The 13,647-nt window shown below is 39.8% G+C and carries 6 protein-coding genes; all 6 read left to right on the top strand.

What is annotated here, in order from left to right:
- Positions 1-29: 29 nt before the first annotated feature.
- The 6 genes from fss1 (at position 30) to IGI97_RS00455 (ending at position 13,517) form a co-directional block, all read left to right on the top strand.
- On the top strand, positions 30-6,128 hold the full coding sequence (gene fss1 / locus IGI97_RS00430; protein WP_438737771.1) for a fibrinogen-binding MSCRAMM adhesin Fss1: 6,099 nt from the start codon (positions 30-32) through the stop codon (positions 6,126-6,128).
- A gap of 273 nt (positions 6,129-6,401) precedes the next feature.
- Positions 6,402-7,316, top strand: coding sequence for a diacylglycerol/lipid kinase family protein (locus IGI97_RS00435; RefSeq protein ID WP_002387466.1), 915 nt, complete (start codon positions 6,402-6,404; stop codon positions 7,314-7,316).
- An 81-nt stretch (positions 7,317-7,397) separates the two neighbouring features.
- Entirely contained in the window at positions 7,398-8,903 is a 1,506-nt protein-coding gene (locus IGI97_RS00440; RefSeq protein WP_078131105.1) for a helix-turn-helix domain-containing protein, read from the top strand.
- Positions 8,904-9,247: 344 nt separating this feature from the next.
- Positions 9,248-9,487, top strand: a complete 240-nt coding sequence (locus tag IGI97_RS00445) for a hypothetical protein (protein ID WP_113848629.1) — start codon at positions 9,248-9,250, stop codon at positions 9,485-9,487.
- Entirely contained in the window at positions 9,484-12,579 is a 3,096-nt protein-coding gene (locus IGI97_RS00450) for a glycosyl hydrolase family 28-related protein (RefSeq protein WP_438737773.1), read from the top strand. The genes IGI97_RS00445 and IGI97_RS00450 overlap by 4 nt, the downstream gene beginning before the upstream one ends.
- 176 nt (positions 12,580-12,755) lie before the next feature.
- On the top strand, positions 12,756-13,517 hold the full coding sequence (locus IGI97_RS00455) for a formate/nitrite transporter family protein (RefSeq protein WP_033624535.1): 762 nt from the start codon (positions 12,756-12,758) through the stop codon (positions 13,515-13,517).
- The last annotated feature ends 130 nt before the right edge of the window (positions 13,518-13,647 follow it).

Consider the following 13,647-nt stretch of genomic DNA (forward strand, 5'->3'; position numbering starts at 1 on the left):
GTGTCGTTAGTAGAGGAAGGATGAAAGAAATGAGAAAGAATGGTCCAATGGTAAACCGTTGGCTCTACGGGTTGATGTGTTTGTTACTTGTTCTAAATTATGGCACACCACTCATGGCTTTGGCGGAAGAGGTTAACAGCGATGGCCAGTTAACGTTAGGAGAAGTGAAGCAAACCAGCCAACAAGAAATGACCTTAGCGCTTCAAGGAAAAGCACAACCAGTAACACAAGAGGTTGTAGTGCATTATAGTGCCAATGTGTCAATCAAAGCTGCACATTGGGCAGCGCCCAATAATACGCGCAAGATTCAAGTGGATGACCAGAAGAAACAGATTCAAATTGAATTGAATCAGCAAGCGTTAGCAGATACGTTAGTCTTAATGTTGAACCCTACAGCTACAGAAGATGTGACGTTTTCTTATGGACAACAACAACGAGCGTTGACGTTAAATACTGGTACTGATCCGACAGAATCAACGGCAATCACGAGTTCGCCAGCCGCATCAGCGAATGAAGGTTCAACAGAAGAAGCATCTACAAAGTCCTCTGTTCCTCGTTCATCCGAAAAAACTGTCGCCAGCACGACAAAAGCGATAGAAAGTAAAACAACCGAGTCTACGACTGTCAAACCGCGCGTAGCAGGACCAACAGATATCAGTGACTATTTTACAGGTGATGAAACAACGATTATCGATAATTTTGAAGATCCGATTTATTTAAATCCTGATGGCACACCAGCAACACCGCCGTATAAAGAAGATGTGACCATTCATTGGAACTTTAACTGGTCGATTCCAGAAGATGTGCGAGAACAAATGAAAGCAGGCGATTACTTCGAGTTTCAATTACCTGGCAATTTGAAACCTAATAAACCAGGTTCAGGTGATTTAGTTGATGCAGAAGGCAATGTCTATGGAACCTACACAATTAGTGAAGATGGTACGGTTCGTTTTACCTTTAATGAGCGAATCACGTCTGAAAGTGACATTCACGGGGACTTTTCTTTAGATACTCATTTGAATGATTCAGATGGGCGGGGCCCAGGAGATTGGGTGATTGATATTCCTACACAAGAAGATTTGCCGCCTGTAGTGATTCCAATTGTCCCAGATACCGAACAACAAATTGATAAACAAGGCCATTTTGATCGAACGCCCAATCCTAGTGCGATTACTTGGACGGTAGATATCAATCAAGCGATGAAAGATCAAACAAATCCAACTGTGACGGAAACATGGCCAACAGGGAATACCTTTAAGTCCGTGAAAGTCTATGAGTTAGTGATGAATCTTGATGGAACAATTAAAGAAGTGGGTCGCGAACTTAGTCCAGATGAATATACCGTTGATAAAAATGGCAATGTGACGATTAAAGGTGACACCAACAAAGCGTATCGTCTTGAGTACCAAACGACGATTGACGAGGCGGTTATTCCAGATGGCGGCGGCGATGTGCCTTTTAAAAATCACGCGACGTTAACAAGTGATAATAATCCAAATGGGTTAGATGCTGAAGCAACTGTTACCGCCACATATGGCAAAATGTTAGACAAGCGCAATATAGATTACGACGAAGCCAATCAAGAATTCACTTGGGAAATTAACTACAACTATGGTGAACAAACCATTCCAAAAGACCAAGCAGTCATTACAGACACAATGGGCGATAATTTAACGTTTGAACCAGATTCTTTACATTTATATTCAGTGACATTTGATGACAAAGGAAATGAAGTCGTTGGAGCAGAACTTGTGGAAGGAAAAGATTACAAAGTGGTAATCAACGGAGACGGTTCCTTTGCAATTGACTTTTTACATGATGTGAATGGCGCAGTCAAGATTGATTATAAAACCAAAGTTGATGGAATTGTCGAAGGCGATGTTGCCGTGAATAATCGTGTGGATGTTGGCACTGGTCAGCATTCAGAAGGTGATGGCACAGCCAGTCAACAAAATATTATTAAAAACACTGGCGCAGTTGATTATCAAAATTCAACGATTGGTTGGACGTTAGCTGTGAATCAAAATAATTATTTGATGGAAAACGCCGTGATTACGGATACGTACGAACCAGTTCCTGGCTTAACTATGGTACCCAATTCGTTGGTTGTTAAAGATACAACCACTGGTGCTCAGTTGACGTTAGGCAAGGATTTCATGGTAGAAATAACTCGTAATGCAGATGGTGAAACAGGCTTTAAGGTAAGTTTTATAGGGGCGTATGCCAAAACAAGTGATGCTTTCCACATAACCTATACTACCTTTTTCGATGTTACCGAGTTAGACGCTAATGATCCCGCGTTGGACCATTACCGAAATACTGCTGCCATTGATTGGACGGATGAAGCAGGAAACAATCATCATTCAGAAGATAGTAAACCGTTTAAACCTTTACCTGCTTTTGATTTAAATGCGCAAAAAAGCGGTGTTTACAATGCCGTTACCAAAGAAATCACTTGGACGCTTGCGGTTAATTTAAGTAATAATCGTTTAGTCGACGCCTTTTTGACGGATCCAATTTTAACCAATCAAACCTATTTGGCTGGGAGCTTGAAAGTCTATGAAGGCAATACAAAACCAGATGGTTCGGTTGAAAAAGTGAAACCAACGCAACCGTTGACGGATATCACAATGGAAGAACCAAGCGAGAAAAACCAAAATACTTGGCGTGTTGACTTTCCTAATGATAGTCGTACGTATGTGATTGAATTTAAGACGTCTGTTGATGAAAAAGTTATCGAAGGTTCGGCTAGCTATGACAATACCGCATCTTATACAAACCAAGGTTCTTCACGTGATGTGACAGGAAAAGTTTCTATTCAACATGGTGGCGAATCAGTGAAAAAAGGTGGCGAATACCACAAAGATGATCCAGATCATGTGTACTGGCATGTAATGATCAATGGCGCCCAATCGGTTTTAGACGATGTGGTTATTACTGATACACCCTCACCAAATCAAGTGTTAGATCCCGAGTCATTGGTGATTTACGGTACCAACGTAACAGAAGACGGAACGATTACGCCAGATAAATCTGTTATTTTAGAAGAAGGAAAAGATTACACACTGGAAGTTACCACCGATAATGAAACAGGACAACAAAAAATTGTCGTTAAAATGGCCCATATTGAAGCACCTTATTATATGGAATATCGTAGTTTAGTGACTTCTTCAGCGGCGGGGAGTACAGACACGGTATCCAACCAAGTGTCAATTACTGGAAATGGTTCAGAAGTCGTTCATGGGGATGACAATGGCGATGTGGTCGTTGACATTGATCACAGTGGCGGTCATGCCACAGGGACTAAAGGCAAAATTCAGCTGAAGAAAACAGCCATGGATGGGACGACTATTTTAGCAGGCGCCCATTTCCAAATTTGGGACCAAGCCAAAACACAAGTCCTACGTGAAGGTACAGTAGACGCCACTGGGGTTATCACATTTGGTGGGTTGCCGCAAGGGCAATACATTTTGGTGGAGACAAAAGCACCAGAAGGTTATACAGTTTCGGACGAATTAGCTAAAGGCCGAGTCATTACTATTGATGAAGAAACTTCAGCCGAAGGAGCACAACCAACCATTATTAAAAACGATGTCAATAAAGTATTTTTAGAAAAAATGGATGAGAAGGGTAAAAAGTTAGTCAATGCTCGCTTTAAATTAGAGCATGCCGTAACCACGCCGTTTACTCATTGGGAAGAAGTTCCCCTTGCGCCGGATCGAACCAACGCGAATGGCCAGTTAGAGGTGGATAGTTTAAAACCGGGGCTTTATCAGTTCACAGAAATCGAAGCACCGACAGGCTATCTTTTAGACACGACACCCAAACGGTTCATTGTGACACAAAACACGAGCGGACAAATTCATGATGTTCATGTTAAAATGCTTAATTACCAAGGTTCTGCTGAACTAATTAAAAAAGACCAAGCAGGCAATCCATTAGCAGGTGCTGAATTTTCAGTCCTTGATACCACAGGACAAGCGGTTCGAGAACACTTAGTTTCGGATGCAAACGGAAAAGTCACAGTGACGGATTTAGCCCCAGGCAAATATCAATTTGTGGAAACCAAAGCGCCAGCAGGGTACCTTTTAAACACTGAACCAAGTGCTTTCACGATTGCAGCAAGCGATCGGGGCAAACCAGCAACAGTTATAGCAACGGCTAACTTTGTTAACTATCAAGGCGCAGCTAAATTAATCAAAAAAGATGTGAATGGACACTTATTAAGTGGTGCGACATTTAAAGTGCTTGATGCGAAGGGAGAAACGATTCAAACAGGCTTGACGACAAATAATCAAGGGGAAATTGTTGCAGAGCACTTAGCCCCAGGAAAATATCGCTTTGTAGAAACCAAAGCGCCAACAGGCTATTTATTAAATACCACGCCAGTCCCATTTGAAATTGCTGAGAAAAATGCTGGTAAACCAGCGGTCGTTGTTGCTAGTGACAACTTTGTGAATTACAAAGGGGCTTTCCAAATCGTGAAAACGAATAGCGCAGACCAACCATTAGCAGGTGCTGTTTTTGAACTATATGATCACAATAAACAATCATTAGGGATTACAGCAACGAGTGGCAAAGATGGCAAAATTATCTTTAGAGACTTGGCGCCAGGTACCTATTATTACAAAGAAATCAAAGCACCAAAATTACCAGATGGCGCAGATTATATTATTTATCCTGAATTAGTAAAAGTAGAAATTCGTGGTGATTTCAAAGGCGATCCGGAGATCTTCCAATTAGGGGCCTTCGCCAATTTCAAAGGACGCGCCGTCTTTAAGAAAATTGATGCCAATGCGAACCCACTTCCAGGAACGATTTTTAAATTGTATCGAATCGAAAACGGGGAAAAAATCTTTGAAAGAGAAGTAACTGCTGAAAAAGATGGTTCATTGGCTATGGAGGATTTAGGCGCTGGTAGTTATGAATTAGATGAAATGGATGCAACGGATGGCTATATCGTCAATAAACAACCCATTTATTTTGTAGTGAAGAAGAATTCAAATGATAAACAACCACTAGATGAGTTAGAGTTTGTAAATTATCAAGCGGAAGTAACGGGACGTAAAGTCAACGAGCAAGGTCAAACCTTAGCGGGTGCAGTTTTTGCAATTTACAACGCCGATAATCAGAATCAGCCACAAGGTTCACCAATAACATTCTTGAATCGTGCAGGAGAAAAAGTTTCTGAAATAACAACGGAGAAGACTGGCGAAATTTACGCTAAAGGTCTGAATGAAGGGCATTACGTTTTAGTGGAAACGAAAGCACCAACAGGCTATCTGTTAGACACAACGCCACATCCATTTGATGTAACCGCCCAATTAGGAAAAGAGCAGCCAATTGCTTTAGGCGATCTTATCAATTATCAAGGAACTGCTCAATTAACCAAAGAAAACGAAACAGGTGAAGCATTGGCAGGTGCGGTGTTTAAGGTCATTGATGAAACAGGGCAAACCGTAGCTGGACAAGCCAATCTGATGTCTGACAAGCAAGGCAAAGTCATTGCGAAAAACTTAGCACCGGGAACGTATCGTTTTTTGGAGACACAAGCGCCAACAGGCTATCTTCTTAATGAAACGCCAAGCGCAAGCTTTACGATTGCCAAAGACAACCAAGGCAAACCAGCCACTGTGGTACTTAAAGCACCTTTTATTAATTACCAAGGTGCTGCCAAGCTGGTGAAAATTGACCAGCAAAAGAATGCCTTAGCAGGTGCTGAATTTAAAGTGACAGATGCAGAGACAGGGCAAACTGTCGCTCGTTCATTACGTTCTGACAACCAAGGGTTAGTTCAAGTGAACCACTTACAACCAGGAAAATATACCTTTGTGGAAACAAAAGCACCGGATGGTTACCAACTGTCTAAGCAAGCAGTCGCATTCACTATTGCGGCAACAGCGAAAGACAAACCTGAACTCGTGGATGCGGGCACGTTTGTTAACGAGAAACAACCTGTATCCAAAAAAACAAAACCAAATCAGCCAACAACGAAACAAGCAGCTAGAGAGACAGGTTGGCTTGATTTACCGAAAACCAACACAAAAGTCAATTACTTCTTTGTCTTTATCGGCCTCCTGTTGGTCAGTTTGGCAAGTTGGCTCTTCTATAAAAAGAGCAAGAAATAAGCAAAAGCTATAAAAAAACAGGCCATCCGTCGAAAGGACGGATGGCCTGTTTTTTCATCTTAAGCTAATCAACTGAACAAAAGCAGCTCCTTCTTATTGACATTCTCAGGTAAGCCTTCATCGCAGTTTAGTCTTTGAACAGAACTTACTGGGTTCTTGGAGATAACCGCTTGTGCCTCAGCCTTTGTTTTTCGATGCTATCTTTAGGTATTTTGGCTAAAATATTGTACACTTTACATGTGCAAGAAATTTAGTTAGAGATATGAGGATAGAATGATGAAAAAGATGATGGTTTTATACAACGAAACTTCAGGAAGTAGTGAAAGTAAAGAGATTGCAGAACGCTTTAAAAAAGCTGCAGAAGCGAGAGGGGAAGCGGTTATTTTGCAACCTTCCAATCCAGACATTGATCCTGAAGAAATGCGGAAAAATGCCAAAGAAAATCAAGTGGGTGTCTTGGTCGTCATTGGTGGTGACGGGACCATTCATCATGCCGTTCAAAATTTTAAAGACACCATTCGTGACTATCAAATAGGGATTATTCCAGGTGGAACAGTCAATAATTTTGCACGTGTGTTAAGTATTCCTTTGAAAGAAGAAGACGCCTTTGAGACCATTTTGGCAGGACAGACCACACCAGTTGACTTTGGAATGGTAAATCAAGATGTGATGATTTCGACCTTAACGATTGGACTATTAGCAGATACAGCAGCAAATGTGACCCAACAGGAGAAACAAAAATATGGTCCTTTAGCCTTTACAAAGCAATTTTTCCGCTTATTAATGAAAAAGAAAAAATACAAACTAAAAATTGATGGCGATGAAAGACGTTGGCATGGCAAAGCCCAATTATTAACGATGACCATGACGAATTCTGCTGGCGGCTTTACCAATTTCGATGCCAATGCTACGCCAGATGACGGCGAAGTCCACATTATCATTTTGCCTAAGTTAGTTTTTTACAAGTTTGTCTATTATTTACCTAAAATTATCAGAGGACAATTAAATGAAATTCCTGGTGTCGTGTATTTCTCTGGGAGTCAATTTAAAATTAGTGGCGAAAAAGACAAGAAAGTCCAAACACGAACAGATGGCGATCCTACCGATGATTTACCGATTAAAGTAACGGTGGAAGCTGGGGGACTCAACGTGTTTGTTCCTGAAACGTCCACATCTACGAAAGAATAAAAGAAACAACTGTTATTTTTTCATGGAATAGATTTCTCATTTTGTGTACAATAGAACAGAAGAGAGGCAGTTGAGTGAACAGTGAAATGGGATGAATATGTTGATATATTCGATACAGATGTCGTTTCTAAAATTATTATTTTAAGAAACTTGCCAATTAATGAAGGCTGGATTGACATCAATGAGTTAGCAGAAGAATTACAATTAAACAAAAAATCAGTCAAAAAATACGTAGAGCTTCTAAAAGATGACATTACGTATTATGCTGTGGATAATGATGCTTCTTTGGCTTTTGAAAAGGGGCATGGCTATCGCTTGAACTTGGCGTCTAGCCAAGCGTTCCAGAAACTTTATACAGCAATTTTTCGGGATAGTTTAACTTATCAAGTAATGGAAGATTTATTCTGGGGTCGATTTAATGGGATTGTGCCAGCGACAACAAAATATCATACCAGTGATGCCACGATTCGGCGCTTGCTTAAAGGGTTTACAGAAATTTTAGCGCCATTGGGGTTAGTGATTAATAAAAGCACCTGGAAAATTGAAGGCAATGAAGCGTATTTGCGCCATTTTGCTTACACTATTTTTATGGACTTAATCCGTGATACTTGGCCTTTTGACTATATACAAGAAACGGAAGTCGCACAAACTGTCCAAAAAATGATGGCTTTTTTCAACGTAGAAGTTGCGGAAACGGTGATACGCCGAGTTAAATATATGGTCGCTATCTCAAAAGTCCGTAGTGCGCAAGGCGCCGAATATCGACCTTCAGCCGAGCAAGAAACTTATTTAGAAGGTAATAAACATTACCAAGCCTTTATAGAAGAGATGACAGCTACAACCCTTTTCCTTAACAAAAACGATTTAACTTTTGTGTACTTTTTCTTGTTAGCCAATGACCAATTTTATCAAGATGAAGCAACTGCACAAGCAATTTTAGCGCATTTTGATGAGACTGAAGCACCTGTTTACATGTTGACTCATTTAGTCCAACATTTCTTATTAGAAGAAATACACATGACGCCGCAATTGGAGAAAATTCGTCCGCAAATTTTTTATTATTTGTTTGCTACACATTTATTTGCCGAACTTTACTATGTCCAAAATGTGAAAATGTACAATGTCTTTTGGAATAAAGTTAAAGAAAAATATCCAGTTCTTTTAGAAGAATTAAGCCAAGGCTTAAATCAACTTTACGAACAAACAGGCAATGAATTATTTACAAATAAAGAATTTTTGGCTTTGCGTTATTCTAGTGTTTTGGCGCTTTCTAATGATTTAATTCATCGTGAACAAAAAATTGTTTTAGGGTTAAAATCAGGCTTGCCAGTACTGGAAGAAGAACGGGTGAAACTTTCGATTGAAAATAATTTTCGTCGGTTTTATGCATTGGAAGTCTTACGATACAGTGAAGCAAGCAAAGAAGAATGGCAAAATATTGATTTACTATTAGTGACTTCTTTGGCAGATGTAGAAACGGGCCATCCAGAGATCTTTTTACTTTCAAGTGAGTTAACGTTTGAGCAATATAATCGTTTGAACCAAAAAATAGTAAAAATTAACGAGAAAAGAACCACGTCACTTTAATAAAAAATCAAAAAAATGGGCTTTTTTGAGGTATATGTCCGATAAATTGTAAAAAAATTTTTCTAAAAAGTAAAAAAAGACAAGAAGAAAACGTCAATAAGTAGGTAATCAACACCTACTTATTGACGTTTTCTCGTTGTTTTTTAATAAATACTGCGTCAATTCTTCTGAAAATTATGTCAAAAAGGTACTTTTTTTGCTTTTTTTATCGTAAATAATAGATGATTAGCTATTGATAGTAAAGGAACTACTACTTTTTTTAACAGGCAGTTAAAAAATATTGAGGGTTCTCACAAGAATTTTTCTATATAATAGAAAGAGCAAGGGAAGGAAGGCGGGATAGAATGAAAAAACGGATGGAACAAATTGAAGAAATCTTAAGTTGTGAAGAAAATAGTGCCGGTGTTCGATTAAAGGAATTGGTTGAGGCCTTAGAATTAGAAGTCACAAATCAAAACTTGTTAAAGGTAACAAGTATCTTACATATGAATCCAAAATTCAAACAAATTTATGCATACGAAGACAGTCGTGTTATTACGCTGTATCAACTTTTACAAAATAAGCCGTTGGAAGTAACGGAATGAAAAGAGGAAAACACATGAAGAAAACAATACTTATTCTTCTATTTGGTTTATTGACGGTGGTTGGTCTACCAATGGTGACTGAAGCGGCTGAACCAGTTGATGCAACAGATGCAACAATTTTTGGTGCGCAAGCGATGGTACCTAATAGCACAGAGGATCAAACAGAGAAGTTACAGACATTACTGAGTCAGACAGCAAAGGAAGGACGGGCATTATTTTTACCACAGGGAAGTTATGCTCTGTCAAAAGATATTGCGATTTCTTCAAATTATCAATTAATTGGCGATACAACAGGAGCCACTATTTTACATAATGCTACAGGTGCACCGATTCAGCTAACAGACACAACGTACGGGACGAAAACCAATGTACGACTTCAAAATATTGCTTTTGACGGCATCAATGTGACCTTAAAATTGACGAATCAATTAACGCTAGCAAACAATATCTTTTATAATCCATTAAAAGGATTCGTGGTCAATTTAAATGCAGATATTGGCGTTAAGATTTCAGGCAATATTTTCATGCGAGACACAGCACATATGCAGCCAGGGATTGATTTTAACCGAGCGATTTACATTGGTGGTTATTCAACACCAAGTCGCTTCCAGTATATGTCAGATGTAGACATCGTGGACAATTTATTTGGGTTAAAAGTGACGGAATTAGATGCGATTAAAAGCACCAGTCGTTCAGACTTAGCAGCGACTATTACACGTTTGCAAACAGCCATTGAAGCTGGTGCTATTTCAGTACCTAATGAACAAAACTATCTATCCACCGGGGTTAATTCTTTTAATATGCTGAAGGATGTAACTGTTCAACATAATTTTTTCTATTCACCTTATGATAATGAAGACTTGAATGGTCTGGTGGGAGATCATGCAATTTATTTCCGTGGCGCTCAAAACATCACGGTGGTGGGGAATCATTTACGTGGACTACAAAATGGTCCAGCTGGCGGATTTAAGTTTAAATCAGGTCGTAATATTACGATTATGAATAATTATTTGCGAAATACAGGTCTCATTATGTATGGAACACCAGAGATTGGTTTAGCAGAAACGCAAGCAGAGGGTGCTATTTCAGAACTCTCTAACTGGTTAGTGGCTAATAACATTTTTGATTGGAAATACTGGGATAATCAATATGCAATTGGAATGGAATACAATCGACATACAGGAAATAACAATGTGTTCAATGGCGTATTTATCAACAATCAGTTTGTTAACTACCATAATATTCCGCAAAACCGACGTCGGGAATTGTTAATCGCTAGTGGCGGTGGTTTCCGACCAGAAACGAGTTTTGTGAAAGACAATACTCGAGATGATGGCCTTAAAAACGGCCAATTATTGGTAGAAAATTGGACAGAGGCGGACTATCGCTTAATGCCAGCAACATGGGAATCATTAATTTCACCAACGCTTTATGAGCAATATAAAAATACGCCAATTCCGGTTAGAAATACTTTAGCAACCCCTGTGGCTACAACGATTGTGCAAGGACAATCAATCGATCCGCAGCAACTGGTTGCTAATACAAATGACGCGGATGAAGCAGTCCCAGCCGCTAAAATCGTCAATCCAGAGGTCTTAAATGAAATCGGCCAACAAAAAGTGACTGTTCAATTAACTTATGAAACAGGGTCATTGGTAACAGTGAACGTACCGGTGACGGTAGAGGCCCCGGCAAAAAAGCTTGATTTGTCCCAACTACAAACCGTTTATGCTTCGATTGGTGAAGCAAACCAATATACGGTTTACTCTTGGCAGTTATTCACTGCCATTGGGCCTAAAACGATTGTTCCTTCCTATTATCAGCAGGCGACACAATTGTTAGCAGAAGGTCAGGAGAGTGGGGACAAAACCCAAAAACAAGTGGATCAGTTAACAAGTAATTTGCAATCTGCAATGAAAGTATTAGTCAAAAAAGCCGATATCACGCTAGAGCGTGCAGAAGCAGAAAATGAACTGGCAAGCGTTCATAAATTAGACGAATCTGTATATACCACAGACTCTTGGCAAGCCATGCAAGAAGCCTTAATAGATACAACAACTGGCGAAAGAAGCTCTAAGCAGTTACAACAACTGCTTGCTTGGTCAGATGAAGAATTATTAGAGCCAACACTTGGTGGCTTTAAAACGCCTGCAGATGCACAAAAGCGTATTAATCAATTAACACAAACCATAAAAACGGCGTTACTTCTGTTAGTTGAAAAATCAACAGAGACAACTAGTAACACAAGCGAAAGCAGCACCTCAAGCACGACAAGTGAAAGCAGTAGTACCAGCGAAAGCAGCACCTCAAGCACGACAAGTGAAAGCAGTAGTACCAGCGAAAGCAGCACGCCAAGCACGACAAGTGAGAGCAGTAGTACGAGTGAAAGCAGCACGCCAAGTACAACTAGCGAAACCATTAATACCAGCGAAAGCAGCACCTCAAGCACGACAAGTGAAACCAGTAATACCAGCGAAAGCAGCACGCCAAGTACAACTAGCGAAACCATTAATACCAGCGAAAGCAGCACCTCAAGCACGACAAGTGAAAGCAGTAATACTAGCGAAAGAAGCACCTCAAGCACGACAAGTGAAAGCAGTAGTACCAGCGAAAGTAGTACCTCAAGCACGCCAAGTGAACCAAGCAATACGCATGAAAGCAACACGCCAAGCAAAACCAGCGAAACAAGCACAACCAGCGAAAGCAGTGCTTCAAGTACGACCAGCGCAACCAACAGTACAAGTGAGAGTAGCACCCTAAGCACTGTAAACGAAAGTAGCCAAAACAAAGGCCAAAATTCTGTCATTTACGCGGTAGAGTCTAATCAAGATCCTAATGACGCTCAAAGTAATTCAAAGCCCTCTGCCAAGGCTAGTCAAACAAAGGAATCTGCAGCAGAAAACCAAACAACTAGACAGATGCAGACGAATCAAGAATCGTCAGGAACAGTCAAAAAAGCGGATAATACGACCAAAATTGCCAAGAAAAAATTCCCCAAAACAGGGGAACAATCTTCAGCAGTTGGGAGCTTCCTAGGCCTGAGCTTTTTATCGTTAGCCATAGCAACCTATTGTTTTAAAGTGAAAAGATAACTCTTTAAAAACGGATAAGTAAACATCCTGAAACAAGAAATGGGACTTGTTTCAGGATGTTTTTATATAAAATTAAAAGAACTACAGTTTTTAGTGAAAAAATACACAAAAGTACTTGAATTTCTGTGATATAAGGGTAAAGTAAAGGAGGACAAAAAACAAAGGAAGTGAAATGTTTGTATACACCAGATGAAATTTTAAGTATCAGTATTGAAAATGGTCAGAAAAAAATTCAAAAGCCTTTGGTAGCAAAACTCATTTTAGGATTTATCGGCGGGGCCATGATTTCCCTCGGCTATTTGGCTTATGTGCGTGTTTCCGCCTCTATTCCAGCAGATTTAGCCAGTGTTCAAGCTTTAGTGGGAGCTGCGGTTTTCCCAATTGGTCTAATTGTTATTTTAATGGCTGGTGGTGAGTTAATCACAGGAAATATGATGGCGGTGAGTACGGCTTGGTTTGCTAAAAAGGTCTCTTTCAGAGAATTACTCGTGAACTGGGTCACAATCACATTGGCAAATATAGTTGGCGCCCTATTTGTTGCCTATTTTTTTGGCCATTATTTAGGTTTAACCAGTAGCGGTGCCTATTTAAATCAGGTTCTTTCTCTTGCAGAACATAAAGTTGCAGCAACTTGGCTTCAAGCAATTATTTCAGGTATTGGCTGTAACTGGTTCGTAGGTCTGGCCTTATGGCTTTGTTATGGTGCGAAAGATGCAGCGGGGAAACTATTAGGCATCTGGTTTCCAGTAATGATTTTTGTTGCAATTGGCTTTCAGCATAGTGTGGCGAATGCATTCATCATTCCAGCCGCAATTTTCGAAGGCGGCGTTCAGTGGGGGGATTTTTTCCGTAATTTTATTTTTGTTTATTTAGGTAATATCATTGGTGGTGCCATTTTTGTTTCTGGCTTTTACTATTTAAGCTATCGCAAACATTAAATCTATTTAGCAGATAAAAACCTGCACAAAGGCTAAATGCCTTTGTGCAGGTTTTTTCTTTTTAAACAAAAAGGAAAACGGTTGAAAAATTATTGCTAGATTTTTAAAACAATGTTACATTAATGTTACA

The sequence above is a fragment of the Enterococcus sp. DIV2419 genome (assembly GCF_051711865.1).
GTDB classification, from domain to species: Bacteria; Bacillota; Bacilli; order Lactobacillales; family Enterococcaceae; genus Enterococcus; species Enterococcus faecalis.

Coding starts and splice junctions, on each gene's coding strand:
- fss1 (WP_438737771.1), top strand. CDS start 30: ATGAGAAAGAATGGTCCAATGGTAAACCGTTGGCTCTACGGGTTGATG.
- IGI97_RS00435 (WP_002387466.1), top strand. CDS start 6,402: ATGATGAAAAAGATGATGGTTTTATACAACGAAACTTCAGGAAGTAGT.
- IGI97_RS00445 (WP_113848629.1), top strand. CDS start 9,248: ATGAAAAAACGGATGGAACAAATTGAAGAAATCTTAAGTTGTGAAGAA.
- IGI97_RS00450 (WP_438737773.1), top strand. CDS start 9,484: ATGAAAAGAGGAAAACACATGAAGAAAACAATACTTATTCTTCTATTT.